This is a genomic window from Pandoraea sp. NE5, assembly GCF_024363545.1.
Taxonomy (GTDB): domain Bacteria; phylum Pseudomonadota; class Gammaproteobacteria; order Burkholderiales; family Burkholderiaceae; genus Pandoraea; species Pandoraea cepalis.
On the sequence record NZ_AP025517.1, the window covers coordinates 4213333 to 4231225 of the forward strand.

A 17893-nucleotide genomic window follows, 5' to 3' on the forward strand; every position below is an offset into this window, starting at 1 on the left:
CCCACTTCGTCCGCCGATATCCCGTCTTGCCGTGTTTCGTCCCGTCTCGTCCCATTTTTCTGTCAACGCGCCGGGCACGTGGCGCGTTTAACGAAGGAATCGACGCATGGCTTACCGGCCCTGCGTTACTGTCCTATGCCCCACCTCAGGCTCTCATGGCGTTCTCTTTCAAGTTTTCCCGGCTGAGCGGCCGTGCCCACACCCTGGCGACGCTTTCGGTCGTGGTCGCCGCGATGCTCCCGCTCTCGCCCGCGCATGCCGGCACCGTCATCGTGCTCGATTCCGGCGCAGCCCAGCTTTCCCTCATCGATCAGGCGTCGCACAAAGTCGTCGGCACCATGCCGACGGGCAAGGAGCCGCATCACCTGATGATCACCCCCGACAAGCGTTCGTTGATCGTCGCGAATTCGGTCTCGAACAGCCTGATGTTCCTCGATCCGAACACCGGCAAGCTGCAACGTCAGATCGCGGACATCGAAGACCCGTATCAGCTCGCGTTCTCGCCTGACCGCAAATGGTTCGTCACGACGGCACTGCGCCTTGACCGTCTCGACGTGTACCACTATGACGGCCAGAACTTCTCGATCGCCAAGCGCATTCCGCTGGCCAAGACACCCAGCCATATGACCTTCACATCGGACAGCAAGACCGTGTTCGTGACGGTGCAGGACACGGGCGAGCTGGCCGCCATCGACCTTGCGACGCAAACGGTGAAGTGGCGCATGGCGCTTGGCAAGACGCCTGCGGGGCTCTGGATGACACCGGGCGACAAGTACCTGCTCGTCGGCATGACGGGGGAAGACGATGTGGCCGTGGTCGACTGGCGCACGCAGAAGATCGTCAAACGCATTCCGACGGGACGCGGCGCCCACAACTTCCGCTCGCTCGCCGATGGCCGTCACATCGCCGTGAGCAACCGTGTCGAGAGCACGATCAGCATTCTCGATTACGAGTCGCTGACCAAGGTGGGCGATATCACCGGCCTGATGCCAGGGCCGGACGATATGGAATTGTCCGCCGACAAGCGTTATCTTTGGGTGACATTCCGGTTTGCGCGTCATGTGGGGGTGATCGACTTGACGACGCGCAAACTCATCGACCGAATTGCCGTCAATCGATCGCCGCATGGTATTTTCTTTGCTGATCGCGCGCCCGTACTTTCGCCGAATCCGGACTGACGAGACCCCAGATGATTCAGGAAGCCATCAACTTCGTAGACAGCGGCATCGCCGCTGCGCAGACGCTCGTCTACGTCGATGGGGTGCAGCCGCTGCTGTTCCACTTCAACCTGATGGGCTACGCCGACGATATCTATGACGCCTTGTATTGGGTGCTCGTCGGAGTCTTCCAGATCGGCGTAACGTATGCCCTGCTGCGTCCGCTCGAGGCGTTGCGTCCGGTCGAGCAGTGGCAGGATCGCCGCCAGGTGCGCGCCGACGTGATCTACACGTGGATCGCCAAGCTCGGCATTCTCAATCTGCTCTTCTTCATGGTGCTGCAACCGGTCTTTAACGCGCTGCAGAGCCAGATGGTGATCCACGGGCTGCCGAACGTCCAGTTGGACGGCTTGTACCCGGGCGTGACGGATCAACCGCTCGTGACGTTCCTGCTCTACCTGATCGTGCTCGACTTCGCGGGCTACTGGTACCACCGCTGGCAGCATCGCTTCGGCGTCTGGTGGGAACTGCACGCGGTGCACCACAGCCAGCAACAGATGTCGATGTGGACGGACGACCGCAACCACTTCCTCGACAACATGCTGCAAGCCGCCTTCTTTGCGTCGATTGCGCTGTTCATCGGCGTGCAACCCGCGCAATACGTCGTGCTCGTGGCTGTGGGGAATTTCTTGCAGAGTGTTCAGCACGTGAATGCACGGCTACCGTACGGCCCGGTGCTCGAACGTCTGATCGTGAGCCCGACGTTTCACCGTCGTCATCACGCCATCGGCTACGGGCACGAAGGCACTCGGTACGGCTGCAACTTCGGCGTGCTGGTTCCCTGGTGGGACGTGGTATTCCGTACCGCCTCCTGGGAACGCGCCGCGGAGCCGACCGGCATTCGCGACCAACTCCCCGCCCCCGAAGGCCGTTCGCGCCGGTATGGGATGGGCGTGATAGCGCAACAACTGCGCGCCTTCGGACGTATCGCGAGACGCCTTACCCTGCGTCGCCCCGCCTTGCGCGCCGACGCTTCCTGACCGGACGCGCCCGCCTCAGCGCGGGCACGGTTCAGGAGACAGCGTTGATCTGGATGTGATAAATGCCCCACGGGCAAAGCGCGAACTGCTCCCTGAGGGGTTTGCCCGCCAGCATGGGGATCGCGGCCGGTTCGTAGACGGCCCACAGCGGCCCCAAACCACCGAGCGCAAGCGGCTTGTCGTCAAGATGCGTGGCGAGCAGGAAGCGATACTCGCGCAACTGCGCCAGCGTGGTCGCGACGATGTACCCGTCGATCGCGCGCAACAACACCTGCGTCGCCGGATTGGCGGGCACGCCCGCCTGCGCCAGAACGTCGGTCAGACGTGGTCCGCGCAGGGTGTGCGGCCGGGCATCGTATTCCAGCGTCGGACGGATGGTCTGCGCGGGCAGGCGCGTCAACATGCCGAAGTCGAACGCATACGCGGCGTCGAATTTCACCAGTTGCTTGTGAAAGAGCTGATCGAGCGCTGGATCGACAGGCCCACGGTTGTGATGCCCGATAGCGCCGCTGATGGTGACCAGCGATGTCGTAGCCGCTGATCCCGGCATTGCAGCCGTCTTGGCGAACAACGGCGCAGACGCGCCGACTGCCGCGGCACCGGCAAGAAACTCTCTTTTCTTCATGGAAGTTGACGAAAGCGATGGCGAATGCCGGCAGGTGCGCCGAAGCATTGCACGAGCGTATCACGAGCGAACAGCCCGGTGGCACGTCGCCTGCTGCTTCGTGCACTCGATCATGAACTTCCATCGCCCGTCACGATAAAGACGCAAGCACCCTCGCTGGGAGCGACATGATCGTCTTCAATTACGGTGCGCTCTGTGACGTCTCGGTGCTCGGTACGAGAAGGGTCGGCTCCTGATCGGTCGGCATCTGCGCCAGCTCTTCGACAGTGAGCCGCGCATAGACCTCGATCAGATAGCCACTGGGATCGCGCAGCCACAATTCGTGCAGCGGGGTGCCGCGCCACGTTGTGCGCGGAGGCTTGACAATGGGCGCCCCAGCGGCCAGCGCGGCATGATACGCGGCGATCACTTGCGTCTTCCCCGCCACCCCGAGCCCCAGGTGATAGAGGCTATAGGTATCCAACGGGTTCTGGCCATCGTTGACCAGTAGTACCAGGTTCAGATGCAAATGCGGCAAAAGGAATGTGCTGTATCGCGGCGTGGTGTCTTTGGGCGAGGCAGTGAATAACGCAGTGTAGAAGGCCGTGCTCGCAGCCAGATCGGCGACGCGCAGGCTCACGTGGAATTCTTGTGCCTGTGGGAACGCGGTGGAATCGACCATCCATTTGTCTCCGCAATGTGTCCTGCAACTGTCAAACTGTCGGCAGCCCTTCGCGCCGCTCGTCAAAATACCCTTTCGGCTGCGAACTGCGCGATGTTCAGACCAAACCCCGGCATCTTCCCGTGCGTCAGGAAAAACAAGTCCCGGTAGCTCATCTTCAGCCGATACGGAACTCGCCCCATTTTCAGCACATCGTCGTGGCCACCAAACCAGCTGTTGGAGCGCACGTAGAACGCCCGGCCCTCGCCCATGTCGCCAATGCAAAAGGTGACCGGACGAAGTGCCTGGTTGGCCTCCTCGGCGTCCATGCGGCCCATGTCGAGCGCGATCTGTCGTCCGACGATTTCGGCTTGCTGGTGCCCGATGCCGCCGATCTTGGGCACGGTTACCGATGCGCAGTCGCCAGCGGCAAGAATTTCGGGGTGTTCTGGATTGCGCATCAGCAGATTAGTCCGCACGAAACCCCGACTGTCGCAGATCGGCAGATCCCGCAGACACTCATGCGACACCCAGTCGGGCAGGATTAACTTGATTTCCGCCGCAAGCGTCTCCCCTGTGTTGAACTCGATGCCCTCAGCGGTAAGCCGGGCAATGTCGGGCATGTTGTTGCGGTAGTGGATGCCCATCGCGTGGGTCATCCGCAGGAAGGCCTCGACGTTCTTGACACCTGCGTCCGCCGCGATCACCTCATCAGGCGTGAAGACGGTGATCTTTTCCGGGGTTCCCCTGCCGGTGCGCGTGAGCCAACTCGCCATCGCTGTCGTCATCTCCAGGATAGGCCCCTCGCACGCCGCCTTCAGATAGGGAATGCTGCCGCCCGGATAGGGTTGCAGGCCCTCGGCGCCATCGCCCTGGTGAAAGTGCGCCGCACCAATCACGATAGGCCCACCGCGGTAGCCGCCCTCGAACAGATACCGACGAAGGCGCTCACCGTGAAACAGGTCCGAGACGGTATGCCCGTGCTCGGCAAAGCCGGGCAGGCGGTCATAGGCCAGATGGGCACCCAAGGCAACCACGAGGTAGTCGTAGTGCAACGACTCGGAGGCTTCGCCCGGGCGCTCGAACGGAAGAAAGTGGACCATTCTGGCGTCGATATCCACGCGTTGCACCAGCGCCTGGATGAAGTGGATGTCGTCTCCCGCCAGCGCTGGCCGCAATTGCATGCGCTGGTGCAGCGACGGATCGCGATTTTCGAACACGTCGGTGGGGATATTGGGCACGAATAGGAGATAGTCCTTGCGGTCGATCACCGTGATGTCCACGCTCTCACCCGCGTATTCACGGATTTTCTGCGCGCTGGAAAGTCCGGCGAAATTGCCGCCGAGGACAAGCACATGTGGCTTGGTCGCGGTGTTCATAAGCATGTCTCCAGCGCGCAGCGCAGTGAATTCGGACAGTCCAGGGCAAGCGCCACCCACGCGCCAGATCGTGACGTTGCCCCACGCCTTGGCAGCCGTCGCAGCGGTGTCACCTCGTTCGCGCGCTTCCATCCCCCTAAAAGCCTATCGGTATCGTCGGCGGGGGCATTGATGCGAATCAATCACACGCGAACTGATATGCGACGTGCGGGGCGACGCACGCGACATCAGGCGCTGCCCGATCAACATGAATAAAATTAACGTCAATCTAAAATAAGACCATTTTCATTCATGAAACGGAACCTCTATGATCGTCGTCACGATTTCATTCATCCGGCGACAAGCGTCATAAGAGACCATGGCAAAGACACACAATCTGGGATTTCCGCGCATTGGCGCGAAGCGTGAACTGAAGTTCGGTCAGGAAGCGTATTGGAAAGGGCAATCGTCGCGCGACGAGCTGACAGCGCTCGGCGCATCGTTGCGCCTGCGTCACTGGCAGGATCAAGCCGCCCTGGATCTGGCGCCCGTCGGCGATTTCTCGTTCTACGACCACGTCCTCGACATGAGTTTCACGCTGGGCAATCTGCCGGAACGCGTGCAAGGCTTCCACGGCGATGCGCTGGACAACTACTTCCGCGTCGCCCGCGGCCGGTCGGCCCATGGTGCCGAAGCGCACGACGCCTGCTGCGGCGGCGTCGCCGCAGGGGAAATGACCAAGTGGTTCGACACGAACTATCACTACATCGTCCCCGAATTCTCCGCCGCCACGACATTCGCGCTCGACGCCTCACGTCTGGTCGGACAACTCGCGCAAGCCCGTGCTGCCGGCGTGAAGGTCAAGCCCGTCATCATCGGCCCGGTCACCTACCTGTGGCTCGGCAAAGCCAAGGACGACAGCGACAAGCTCGCCCTGCTGCCGCGCCTGCTGCCGGTCTACGTGAAGCTGCTCGAGACGCTCGCCGCGCAGGGCGTCGAATGGGTGCAGATCGACGAGCCGATCCTCGTGACCGAACTCGGCACCGAATGGCAGTACGCCTTCGAGACAGCTTACGCCGCGCTCGCCGCCGCCCCGGTCAAGCGCCTGCTCGCCACGTACTTCGGCGAACTGCAGGAGAACCTGCCGCTGGCCTGCGGATTGCCCGTCGACGGCCTGCATCTGGATGCCGTGAATGCCCAAAGCGAAGTCGCCAAGGTTATCGACGCCCTGCCCCCGGATGCAGTCGTGTCGCTTGGTGTGGTCAGCGGCCGCAACATCTGGAAGACCGACCTGACCGCCGTGCTCGACTGGCTGGAGCCGGTCGCCCAGGCATTAGGCGATCGCCTGTGGGTCGCACCGTCGTGCTCGCTACTGCATGTGCCGGTGGATTTGGACAGCGAGCAGAACCTCGATGCCGAAATCCGATCATGGCTGGCGTTCGCCAAGCAGAAGCTCGCCGAAGTGACGGTCGTGGCGCGCGCCATCAACGAAGGCCGCGACGCCTTGCGCGCCGAGCTCGCCGCCAATGCCGCCGCCATCGCCAGCCGTCGCGCCTCGCCGCGCGTCCACAATCCGGCCGTCAAGGCTGCGGTGGCAAAGATCGAAGCGTCGCTGGGCCGTCGTCAGCACCCGTACGCCGTGCGCGCCGAGAAGCAAGCCGCCGCGCTGAACCTGCCGAGTTATCCGACCACGACGATCGGCTCGTTCCCGCAAACGTCCGAAATCCGTGCTGCGCGCCGCCAGTTCAAGGCCGGCGAACTGGATCAGTCCGGTTATGTCGCCGCGATGCAGGCCGAAATCGCCCGCAGCGTGCGCGAACAGGAGGCCCTTGGTCTCGACGTGCTCGTGCACGGGGAAGCGGAGCGTAACGACATGGTCGAGTATTTCGGCGAGCAGCTTGACGGCTACGCCTTCAGTCAGTTCGGCTGGGTGCAGTCATACGGGTCGCGTTGCGTGAAGCCGCCCATCATGTTCGGGGATATCCGCCGCCCGAAGGCCATGACCGTCGAGTGGATCCGGTACGCGCAATCGCTGACCCGCAAACCGATGAAGGGCATGCTGACCGGGCCGGTCACGATCCTGAACTGGTCTTTCGTGCGCGACGATCAGCCCCGCTCGGTGTCGTGCTACCAACTGGCGCTGGCGATTCGCGAGGAAGTGCTGGATCTGGAGCGAGCGGGCGTGCGCGTGATCCAGATCGACGAGGCAGCCCTGCGCGAAGGCCTGCCGCTGCGCCGTGCGCAATGGCAAACGTATCTGGACTGGGCCGTCGAGTCGTTCCGCATCACCGCGAACGGCGTGCAGGACGACACCCAGATCCACACGCATATGTGCTATTCGGAGTTCAACGACATCATCGCCTCCATCGCCGACATGGATGCCGATGTCATCACCATCGAGACATCGCGCTCCGACATGGAACTGCTGGATGCCTTCGATTCGTTCCAATACCCGAACGAAATCGGACCGGGCGTCTACGACATCCACTCGCCGAATATCCCGACGCAGGCGCACATCGTGTCGCTCATGCGCAAGGCGGCCGAGCGCATTCCGGCTTCGCGTCTGTGGGTCAACCCGGACTGCGGCCTGAAGACGCGCCAGTGGGCGGAAGTGATTCCGGCACTGCAAAACATGGTGGCGGCCGCAAAGACGCTGCGCGCGCAGTAAGCGGCCTCCCGGCGAAAGGGTTCGAGAGGGTCCGATCTGCCGGCCGACAACCATTTCGAACGCATGGGCCGGCACTCGCCGGCCCGCTGACGTTGGGTCGCCGTATTTGTCTCCCGATCCGCTGTGAAACGACGCCAACCGGCCTCAGCGATGCCGCACGACTAAGCCGATGCGGTCCCGTCATGGCGAGGTTACGTGAAAAAACCTTGCTAAGTCATTGATTAGCTATTGGTTTGCATGGCATAGTCGCGCGGACGCACCTCGTCGCGGACTAAGTTTCTCCTAATTCTCGCGCGCTATCGTGCGCCCGTGCCGTCCTGCGTGACGAGCGGGGTATCAGGCGTTCGTCTGCGTGGCGACGTCGGGAAGCGTTCGGAAAACCATGCGGATATTGCTCGTAGAAGACGACACCATGATCGGTGAGGCCATGATGCAGGCGCTCAAGGACGCCTCTTATGCGGCCGACTGGTGTCGTGACGGCGACGCCGCCCTGGCGGCGCTGGCCGCGCACAGCTACGACCTCATGCTGCTCGACCTCGGGCTGCCCGGGCGAGACGGCTGGGAGGTGCTGCGGGCGCACCGCACGGCGGGAGGTCGCACGCCCATCATCGTGGTGACGGCCCGCGACGGTGCCGACGACATTATCCACGGGCTTGATCTGGGCGCCGACGACTTCGTCGTGAAGCCGTTCGAAGTGGGCGAGTTGCTTGCGCGCATGCGCGCCGTGATCCGCCGGCAGGCGGGCGTTGCCGCACCGGTGCTCACGAACGGCGCGCTGGTTCTCGACCCCGCCACCCACCAGGCTAGTTACGGCGAGAACCAGTGTGTGCTCTCGGCACGCGAATACGCCCTGCTGCACGCGCTGATGCTGCGCCCGGGCACGATCCTCTCGCGCGACGCGCTGGAGCACCGCCTCTATGGGTGGGGCGAAGAGATCGAAAGCAACATGATCGACTTCCTGATCCATTCCATTCGCAAGAAGCTCGGGGCGGACGTCATCCGCAATATCCGTGGTGCGGGCTGGCTGGTGCCCAAGCCATGATCATGATGCGTTCGCTGCAGTCGCGACTGGTGGTCACGCTCTCGGCCTGTGCGCTGGGACTGGCCATCGTCGCGGGCTTCGTCTCCTACGCGGCGGCCTTTCGCGAGGCCTACCGTTTCCAGGACGATCAACTGCTGCAACTCGCCGCGCTCGTCGACACCCGCAATCTCGCCGAGGCCGACAGCGCCATGCATGGCCTGCCGGTCGAGGACCACGACTACCGTCTCACGGTACAGCGGCTCGGCGGCAGCTTCCCGGTCACGCTGGCCGACGGTTTTCACACGGTCAATACGGGCGACCACACCTGGCGCGCCTTCGTGCGCACTATCGAGCCGGAGCTGCGTATCGTTGTCGCCCAGCCAACGGAAGGACGCAACGAGATTGCGCGTAACAGCGGCCTGCGCACCGCGCTGCCCTTCGTGGGGTTCGTGCCGCTGCTCATCGGCGCCATCGTCGTGACGGTGCGCCGCGCATGGCAGCCGGTGCAGCGGCTGGCCGACGATGTCGACACCCGGCGCGATACTGATCTGCGCGGCCTCGACGCGCAAGACGCGCCCACGGAAATCGAGCCGTTTATTGTGTCGATCAATCGTCTGCTGGCGCGACTCGCCAAGGCGCTCGACGAGCAGCGCCGGTTTGTGGCCGACGCCGCGCACGAATTGCGCTCGCCGGTGACCGCTTTGGTGATTCAGTCCGAGAACCTCGACCGGGCACTCGACCCGGTGCCCCTCGATACCGAGACGCGCAACCGCCTGACCAAGCTCAAGAGCGGGCTGCGCCGCACGCGGGCGCTGCTCGAACAGTTGCTGACCCTCGCGCGCGCCCAGAGCGCCCCGACGGTCGCCGCCACGCCGCTCACACTGCTGCCCGCCGTGCACGAAGCGCTCGAAGACGTGTTCGTGCTGGCGGACCGCAAGCAGATCGTGCTCGACCTGGTCGATACGTCGCAGGCCACGCCCGGCCGCCCCACGCTGCGCGTGACGGGATCGAAACGCGATATTGTCACGCTGCTGAGCAATCTTGTCGGCAATGCCGTGCGCTATACGCCGGCGGGCGGCAGTGTCGGCGTGCGCCTGTCGGCCACGGCGGCCGAGGTGGTCATCGACGTGATCGACTCGGGGCCAGGCATCGACGCCGACAAGCGCGAGCGCGTATTCGATGCGTTCTACCGCGCGAGCGACCAACGCGAGGCCCGCGATCACGGCGGCGAAGGCACGGGCCTGGGCCTCGCCATCGTGCGCGCGATCGTCGACCGCCTCGGCGGTCGGGTGACGCTGGCGGATGCCCGTCCGACTCCGCCGCGCGGCTTGCATGTGCGTGTGACGCTGCCTAACCCCGATGCCGCCGACAACACCGGCGCCTGAACGTCATGCGCCTTATTCACGACACTTACCTCATTCAACAAGACCGGAAACCTCCCATTCATGTCCATACGCCCTCAACGTGACGCCGGGCTGGAACCCTGGCCGATCTCTCCCGCCGCCCTGCTCTGGCTGCTGGCCACATTCGCGCTGGTCTGGTTCGGCGTATTGAACCTGCGCCATCTGGTGCCTAGCGACGAAGGCCGCTACGCCGAGATGGCGCGCGAAATGCTGGCGACCGGCGATTGGGTCACCCCGCGCTACAACGGCTATCTATACTTCGAGAAACCGCCGCTCCAGACCTGGATGAACGCGCTGACGTTCATGATCTTCGGACTGGGCGACTGGCAGGCGCGTCTGTGGACCGCATTGACCGGTTTCGGCGGCGTGCTGCTCGTCGGTTATACCGGCCGTCGGGTGTTCGGCGCGCGCGCGGGCTTCTTTGCCGCGCTGGCACTGGCGAGTGCCCCGCTGTGGAGCCTGCTCGGCCACTTCAACGTGCTCGATATGGGCGTGTCGTTCATGATGGGGCTGGCGCTGTGCGCGCTGCTGCTGGCGCAACGCCCCGGGCTCACCGACACGCAGGTCCGCAACTGGATGTGGCTGTGCTGGGCGGCGATGGGCCTGTCGATCCTGAGCAAGGGGCTGATCGGCGTGGTGTTGCCCGGTGCGGTCCTCATCATCTACACGCTGATTTCACGCGACTGGGCCCTGTGGAAGCGTCTGCACCTTGCGAGCGGCCTGATCGTGATGCTCGCCGTCACCGTGCCGTGGTTCGCCGCGGTCATGGCGCGCAACCCGTCGTTCTTCGAATTCTTCTTCATCAACGAGCACTTCAACCGCTTCCTGAAGCCCGATCACCATCGTCCCGGCGCGCTGTGGTACTTCGTGCCGGTGCTGATCATCGGCTTCCTGCCATGGCTGTCGATGATTCCGCGCGTCGTGTCGGCGTCGCGCGCTGCACCGCGTCAGGCCAATGGGTTCCGTCCGGTACTGATGCTCACGGTCTGGGCCGTGTTCATCTTCTGCTTCTTCTCGGTGTCGCACTCGAAACTGCTGTCGTACGTGCTGCCGGTCGCGCCGGCCCTGGCACTGCTGATCGGGCTGGGGCTCGCGGGCATCTCGCGCGAGTCGCTGCGCAAGCACCTCGTCGTGTCCGCCGTGCTGTTCGTGGCGACGATCGTGACGTGCCTGGTCTTTCTCTCCCATCACTCCGATAGTCGCAACCCGGTCGAAGCCTACCGCACCTTCTCGTACTACCTTTACGCCGCCAGCGTCGCCGGACTGATCGGCCTCGCCATCGCGCGCTGGCTGAGCACGCGCAGCACGAAGCAGGCGCTCGTCGCCTTTGCCGGCGCGTGGCTGGCGTTTGCGATGATCGGCGGTTCCGGGCATGAAGCCTTCGGGCGCAGCAGCTCCGGGATCGATCTGGTGCCGGCCGTGCGTGCGGAAATGGATCGCCTGGGACCGGACACGCCGTTCTACTCCGTCGGCACGCTCGACCACACGATGCCGTTCTACCTGCGTCACACCATGATCATGGTCGCGGTGCAGGACGAACTCGAATTCGGCATCTCGCAAGCGCCGGATAGCTGGATCCCGACGCTCAACAAGTTTGCCGACGTCTGGATGGCGGCGCCCAAGGCGCTTGCGCTGGTCGACCCGCAAAAGTTCACCGTGCTCGAGACGCTCGGTCTGCCGATGAAGGTCATCGCGCGCGACAACCGTCGCGTCATCATCGAGAAGCCGACGACCGACACACCGCCGGCCGCCAACTGAGCGAGGCCGCGCCGAGGCAGGAATGGCTGGGGGACGCGTTGCCCCCAGCCATTTTTTTTGCGCGTCTCGTTCAAAGCGCAACACACCGTAATATGCCACGCCCCTCGTCGTGACCACGCACAGCGCCTTGTTGGACAAGGCTGTGCGGCCGGTGCCGAGATTTCTGTCAATTTCGCCACTTTCGCGCCATTTTGGCGTTGGGGGTGCGCCCCTACCATGGCGACATTCCTTCCGGGACCGGTGCCGCGCCATGGCGCACGCGCTCCGGACGGCCCTTGCCCCGTAAGTCTGCGACTGCGCCCGAGCGCGTCTGAACCATGTGGATTGTCAACGTTGCGCTCAAGCGGCCCTACACGTTCATCGTGATGGCCATCCTGATCCTGCTCGCTACGCCGCTCGCGCTCATGCGCACACCGGTCGACGTGCTGCCGGAGATCAACATTCCCGTCATCAGCGTCATCTGGACCTATAACGGCCTGGCAGCACAGGATGTCGCCAACCGGATCATCTCCGGCAACGAACGCGGACTGACGACCACCGTCAACAATATCGAGCACATCGAGTCGCAATCGCTGCCCGGCATCGGCATCATCAAGATCTTCCTCCAGCCGACGGCGAACCTCCAAACGGCCATCGCCCAGGTCGTGGCGATCGAGCAGGCGCAGGTCAAGCAGATGCCGCCGGGCGCCACGCCGCCGCTCATCATCAGCTACTCGGCCTCATCGATTCCGGTAATGCAGCTCGGCTTGTCGAGCCCCAGCCTGTCGGAACCCGCGCTCAACGACACGGCGCTCAATTTCCTGCGGCCGCAGTTGGTGACGATCCCGGGGGCCGCCGTGCCCTATCCGTATGGGGGCAAGACGCGGCTGATCTCCGTGGACATCGACACGCGCGCCTTGCTCGCCAAGGGATTGACGGCGCAGGACGTGGTGGCTGCGGTCAACGCCCAGAACCTGATCCTGCCGACCGGCACAACGAAGATCGGCCCGCGTGAGTACAGCGTCGACATGAACGGGTCGCCGGCCACGGTCGAGGGCCTGAACAACATCCCGGTGCGTACGGTAAACGGCGCCACGACCTATCTGCGCGAAGTCGCGCACGTGCGCACCGGCTTCTCGCCGCAGACGAACATCGTGCGCCAGAACGGCCAGCGCGGCGTGCTGATGTCGGTCATGAAGACGGGCGATGCGTCCACGCTGTCGGTGGTCGACTCGCTCAAGGCCCTGCTGCCCGAAGCGCGCGCCGCGCTGCCGCCGGATCTGCACATCTCCGCGCTGTTCGATCAGTCGGTGTTCGTGAAGGCAGCGGTGCAAGGGGTGATTCGCGAAGCGCTGATCGCCGCCGCGCTCACGGCCGCCATGATCCTGCTGTTCCTCGGCAACTGGCGCAGCACCTGCATCATTGCCATCTCGATCCCGCTCTCGATTCTGTCGTCGCTGCTCGCGCTGCATGCGCTCGGTCAAACGATCAACATCATGACGCTGGGCGGATTGGCGCTGGCCGTGGGGATCCTGGTCGACGACGCGACGGTGACCATCGAGAACATCGAGCGCCATCTGCATATGGGCACGCCGCTGCACCAGGCGATTCTCCACGGTGCGGGCGAAATTGCCGTGCCTGCCCTGGTCTCGACGCTATGCATCTGTATCGTGTTCGTACCGATGTTCTTCCTGACGGGGGTGGCTCGCTACCTGTTCGTGCCGCTCGCCGAGGCGGTCGTGTTTGCGATGCTGGCCTCATACCTGTTGTCGCGCACGCTGGTGCCCACGCTCGCGATGCTGCTCATGGGACACGCCCGCGCGGCCGATCCGAACGCGGCGCCCGGGGCGTTCCGGCGCGTCTATCTGCGCTTCGACGCCGCCTTCGAGCGCATGCGCGCCGCCTACATCGCCGTGCTCTCGATGCTGCTGGTACGCCGGCGCGTATTCGCCACGGGTTTCCTGGCGTTCTGCGTGCTGTCGATGGGGCTGGTGTTCGCGTTGGGGGCGGATTTCTTCCCGAGCGTGGACGCGGGCAACATCCGGTTGCACATGCGCGCGCCCACCGGCACGCGCATCGAGGAAACGGCGCGTCTGGCCGATGAAGTCGAAAAGGTCGTGCGCGAGATCGTGCCCGCCAACGAACTCGAAACGATTCTCGACAACCTGGGCCTGCCCTACAGCGGTATCAATCTCTCGTACAGCAACGCGGGCACCATTGGCACGCTCGACGGCGAAATTCAGATCGCGCTCACCCCCGACCATCACCCGAGCACAGGCTATATCGACAAGCTTCGTGCGGTGCTGCCGCAGCGCTTCCCCGGCGTCGAGTTCTTTTTTCAACCGGCCGACATCGTCACGCAGATTCTCAACTTCGGGCTGCCCGCGGCCATCGACATTCAGATCAGCGGCGCTCGACAACTGGCGAATTTCGACGCCGCGACGAAGCTCCTCAAGCAGGTGCGACAGGTGCCCGGCACCGTCGACACGCATATCCAGCAACGGATCAACGCGCCGACGATCCACCTGAACATGGACCGCACGCGCTTGCAGCAGCTGAACCTGAACGCCAACGCCGTCGCCCAGAACGTGCTGATCTCGCTCTCCGGCAGCTCGCAGACGTCGCCGGGCTTCTGGTTCAATCCGCAGAACGGCGTGGAGTACAGCCTGTCGGTGCAATCGCCGCAGTACCGTATCAGCTCCCTCGACGACTTGCTGCGTCTGCCGGTGGCGGGCACGACCAACAACGGCCAGCCGCAACTGCTCGCCAACTTCGTCACGGTCGAGCCGACGCAGCGCTTCGCGGTGGTCAGCCACTACAACATCCGGCCGGTGATCGACATCTTCGTGAGCGTGGAAGGCCGGGACCTGGGAAGCGTCGCGCGCGATATCGACCGGCTCGTGGCCCAGGCGCGCACGGACTTGCCGCGCGGCAGCCAGATCACGGTACGCGGCCAGGTCAGCACGATGCAAAGCTCGTACCTTGGGCTGGGCCTGGGCGTGGCGATGGCCATCGTGCTCGTCTATTTACTGATCGTGGTGAATTTCCAGTCGTGGGTCGATCCGCTCATCATCGTGAGTGCCCTGCCCGCCGCCCTCGCGGGCATCGTCTGGATGCTGTTCCTGACCGGCACACGGCTCTCGGTGCCCGCGCTCACGGGGGCCATCATGACGATGGGCGTGGCCACGGCCAACAGCATTCTCGTGGTGGCCTTCGCACGCCAGCGCATGGAAGCGGGCATGGCGCCACTCAAAGCGGCGCTCGAAGCCGGGGCGAGCCGAATCCGTCCGGTGTTGATGACGGCGCTCGCCATGATGATCGGCATGGTGCCGATGGCCCTCGGTCTCGGCGAAGGTGCCGAGCAGAACGCGCCGTTGGGCCGCGCGGTGATCGGCGGCCTGCTGTTTGCCACGGTCTCGACGCTCTTCTTCGTGCCGCTGGTCTTCGCCGGCGTGCATACGCGACTCGCGCGACGCAAGGCACGCCGTGCCGAACCCAATACCCCATCCTGACGGGGGCCCCCCATGACCGAAAAACATCACGCCGAACTGGCCATTCCCGAACACAATTCCGCCGACGGCCGGCAGTTGCCCCCGCGACAGGGCGAATTCCGGCGCGCCAGGCGCGTGTTGATCGTTGTGGCCGTGTTGCTCGCGGCCGGTGCGGCACGCACGACGATCTCCAATGCGCTGCAACGTCGCGACGTCGCCAAGGCCACAGCCGAGAACGCCTTGCAATATGTCAGCGTCGTCACGCCACAACCGACGCCGGCAAGCGAAACGCTGTTGCCCGCCACGTTGCGCGGCGCGGTCGAGTCGCCCATCTATGCCCGAGCGACCGGTTATTTGCGGCGGCGATACGTGGACATCGGTGCCCGCGTCAAGCAGGGTCAGTTGCTGGCCGAACTCGATACCCCCGAAATCGATCAGGAACTCGCTCAGGCGATCGCCCAGCGCAACCAGATCGATGCCAGCCTTGGACTTGCGAAATCTTCGCTCGCGCGCTGGCAGCAACTACGTCAGCGCGACGCCGTCTCGCAGCAGGAACTCGACGAGCGCCAGAGCACGTACACGCAGGGTATCGCCAACCTGGCGGCGGCCGACGCCAATGTCAAACGGCTCCAGCAACTCGAGTCTTTCAAGCGAATCGTCGCGCCGTTCGACGGCGTGATCACCCAGCGCAACGTCGACATCGGCGATCTCATCGATGCGGGCAGCGGCAACAGCCGCGCACTATTCTCGCTGGCGCAGACGGATCCGCTGCGCGTCACCGTGCAGGTGCCGCAGGCCTATGCACAGAGCGTGAGCGTCGGTCAGCCCGTGGTCGTGACGCAAGCCGAACTGCCCGGCATGCACTTTCAAGGCAAGATCACGCATGTGTCCGGCGCCATCGACGTGGCGACCCGCTCGCTGCAAATCGACGCCGCCCTCCCCAATCCCGACGGAAGGCTGCGCCCAGGCGCTTATGTGCAGCTTGCGCTGCCAAGCGCCGTGCAAGCCCATCTGAGCGTGCCGGCCAACGCCCTGCTGTTCCGCGCCGAGGGGCCGCGCGTGGCGGTCGTGGACGACCAGGGTGTCGTGCATCTCCACAAGATTGCGATCGCGCGCGATCTGGGACAGTCGCTGGAATTGTCTGCCGGGGTCTCCCCGACCGACCGTGTCATCGTCAATCCGAGCGATTCGATCGACGACGGCGATCAGGTGCAGGCCAAAGCGCTGGCGGTCAAGACCGCCCCGGCGGCCAAACCCGAAGGCAAGGCGCCAGGGGGCCAGTCGTGAACGCCCCAATGCGCGGCGCGCGCTCTGGCATGGCGCTGCTCGCCGTCGCCACATTGCTCGGTGGGTGTGCGGTCGGCCCCGATTATCGTCGGCCTGACGTCGCGGTGCCGCCCGACTGGAAGACGGACACCGGGTGGCAGCTCGCCCAGCCGTCGCACGCGGCGCTTCAGCCGGATTGGTGGAAGGCCTTCCGCGACCCGGTGCTGGAAGCGCTCGAAATGCAGGCGCTCGCGCAGAACCAGACGCTCGCCGCCGCCGTGGCGCATTACGACCAGGCCCAGGCGACGCTCTCCGGCACCTCGGCACAACGGCTGCCGGAAGTCGACGCGTCGGTCGGTCTGGCCCGCCAGCGCGTCTCGGCAAACCGGCCGGTCACGAGCTATACGTCGACCAGCATGTCGACTGTTCAGAACAATGTGCAGGCGGGTCTGGGTGTGAGCTACGACACCGATCTGTTCGGCCGCCTCCGTCGTCAGGTCGAAGGGGCGCGCGCCTCCGCCGAACAGGCGGGGGACGATCTGGCCAACGCGCGTCTGGTGCTCACGACACAGCTGGCCACCGCCTACGTCCAGCTACGGGCCGCCGACGACGAAATCAAGGTGCTCGACGAATCCGTCGCGCTGCAACGCAAGGCGCTCGACTACGTCAGCGCGCAGCACGATCTTGGCGCCGTGTCGGGTCTGGATGTCCTTCAACAACAATCGGAACTCGACACCACGCGGGTACAAGCGCGTCTGCTGCATCAGCAACGCGACCAATACGAGCATGCGATCGCCGCGCTCGTCGGCGTGCCCGCCCCGGCGTTTTCGGTGCCGGCGGGGACGCTGCCCGCCACGCTGCCGGTGATTCCGGTCGGGGTGCCAAGCGACATTCTGCAGCGCCGCCCGGACGTGGCATCGGCCGAGCGCGCCATGGCGGCGGCAAACGCCCAGATCGGCGTGGCGAAGGCGGCGTTCTTCCCCAGCCTCACGCTCAACCCAGGCATCGGTTGGCAGAGCACGGAATTCGCCAATCTGCTCTCGGCGCCGAGTCTGCTCTGGACGCTGGGCACGCTCGCCACGCAAGCGGTCTTCGACGGCGGTCGGCGTCAGGCAAATGTGGACTTTGCGAGTGCGGGATACCGTGCCGTCGAGGCGAATTACCGACAGACCGTGCTCTCCGCGTTCCAGCAGGTGCAGGACGGCGTGACCGGCCTGTCGGTGCTCGACGCCGCCGCGCGCGAATCGCACGCGGCTGTCGTCGACGCGCAACGACTCCTGAGTCTGGCCAACGACCGCTACTCGGGCGGGCTCACGGCCTATCTGAGTGTGATCACGGCGCAGCAGGGGCGCCTGGCGAGCGAGCGCCAGGATGTTCAGATCCGTGCTCAGCAATGGGTCCTGTCGGTGGCGCTGGTCAAGGCGCTGGGCGGCGGCTGGCAACCGTCGGAGCCCGGCGCCGACTCGTATAATGCGCAAAGATGAGGT

At 64.5% G+C, this 17893-nt stretch carries 12 protein-coding genes; 9 read left to right on the top strand and 3 right to left on the bottom strand.

Annotated features, from left to right (window positions below; genetic code table 11):
- Window positions 1-233: 233 nt before the first annotated feature.
- Together PanNE5_RS19140 and PanNE5_RS19145 are read left to right on the top strand one after the other, a co-directional pair.
- A complete protein-coding gene (locus PanNE5_RS19140) occupies window positions 234-1178 on the top strand; it encodes a beta-propeller fold lactonase family protein (RefSeq protein WP_232424646.1) in 945 nt (314 codons plus the stop codon).
- 11 nt (window positions 1179-1189) lie between these two features.
- Window positions 1190-2197, top strand: a complete 1008-nt coding sequence (locus tag PanNE5_RS19145; protein WP_261938640.1) for a sterol desaturase family protein — start codon at window positions 1190-1192, stop codon at window positions 2195-2197.
- A 31-nt stretch (window positions 2198-2228) separates the two neighbouring features.
- Here the strand turns inward: PanNE5_RS19145 and PanNE5_RS19150 are convergent, their stop codons facing one another.
- The 3 genes from PanNE5_RS19150 to PanNE5_RS19160 all read right to left on the bottom strand — a co-directional run bounded on the left by PanNE5_RS19150 (window position 2229) and on the right by PanNE5_RS19160 (window position 4973).
- On the bottom strand, window positions 2229-2822 hold the full coding sequence (locus tag PanNE5_RS19150) for a molybdopterin-dependent oxidoreductase (protein WP_261938641.1): 594 nt from the start codon (window positions 2820-2822) through the stop codon (window positions 2229-2231).
- A 181-nt stretch (window positions 2823-3003) separates the two neighbouring features.
- The gene (locus tag PanNE5_RS19155) at window positions 3004-3483 is read right to left on the bottom strand and encodes a VOC family protein (protein ID WP_261938642.1); all 480 of its coding nucleotides are present in this window, start codon (window positions 3481-3483) and stop codon (window positions 3004-3006) included.
- Window positions 3484-3545: 62 nt separating this feature from the next.
- Window positions 3546-4973: an NAD(P)/FAD-dependent oxidoreductase gene (locus PanNE5_RS19160; protein ID WP_261938643.1), complete on the bottom strand. Its 1428-nt coding sequence runs from the start codon at window positions 4971-4973 to the stop codon at window positions 3546-3548.
- Between the two features lie 226 nt (window positions 4974-5199).
- Between PanNE5_RS19160 and metE the strand changes: the two genes are divergently transcribed.
- The 7 genes from metE to PanNE5_RS19195 all read left to right on the top strand — a co-directional run bounded on the left by metE (window position 5200) and on the right by PanNE5_RS19195 (window position 17890).
- Window positions 5200-7488, top strand: coding sequence for a 5-methyltetrahydropteroyltriglutamate--homocysteine S-methyltransferase (gene metE / locus PanNE5_RS19165; protein WP_261938644.1), 2289 nt, complete (start codon window positions 5200-5202; stop codon window positions 7486-7488).
- Between the two features lie 382 nt (window positions 7489-7870).
- The gene (locus tag PanNE5_RS19170) at window positions 7871-8530 is read left to right on the top strand and encodes a response regulator transcription factor (protein ID WP_150608314.1); all 660 of its coding nucleotides are present in this window, start codon (window positions 7871-7873) and stop codon (window positions 8528-8530) included.
- On the top strand, window positions 8527-9894 hold the full coding sequence (locus PanNE5_RS19175) for a sensor histidine kinase (RefSeq protein ID WP_261938645.1): 1368 nt from the start codon (window positions 8527-8529) through the stop codon (window positions 9892-9894). Before PanNE5_RS19170 ends, PanNE5_RS19175 begins: the two co-directional genes overlap by 4 nt.
- Before the next feature lie 60 nt (window positions 9895-9954).
- The gene (locus PanNE5_RS19180; protein ID WP_017234363.1) at window positions 9955-11670 is read left to right on the top strand and encodes a glycosyltransferase family 39 protein; all 1716 of its coding nucleotides are present in this window, start codon (window positions 9955-9957) and stop codon (window positions 11668-11670) included.
- 317 nt (window positions 11671-11987) lie between these two features.
- On the top strand, window positions 11988-15161 hold the full coding sequence (locus PanNE5_RS19185) for an efflux RND transporter permease subunit (protein ID WP_017234362.1): 3174 nt from the start codon (window positions 11988-11990) through the stop codon (window positions 15159-15161).
- A gap of 12 nt (window positions 15162-15173) precedes the next feature.
- Entirely contained in the window at window positions 15174-16427 is a 1254-nt protein-coding gene (locus tag PanNE5_RS19190; RefSeq protein WP_017234361.1) for an efflux RND transporter periplasmic adaptor subunit, read from the top strand.
- A gap of 8 nt (window positions 16428-16435) precedes the next feature.
- Window positions 16436-17890: an efflux transporter outer membrane subunit gene (locus PanNE5_RS19195; protein ID WP_261939874.1), complete on the top strand. Its 1455-nt coding sequence runs from the start codon at window positions 16436-16438 to the stop codon at window positions 17888-17890.
- Window positions 17891-17893: the final 3 nt, after the last annotated feature.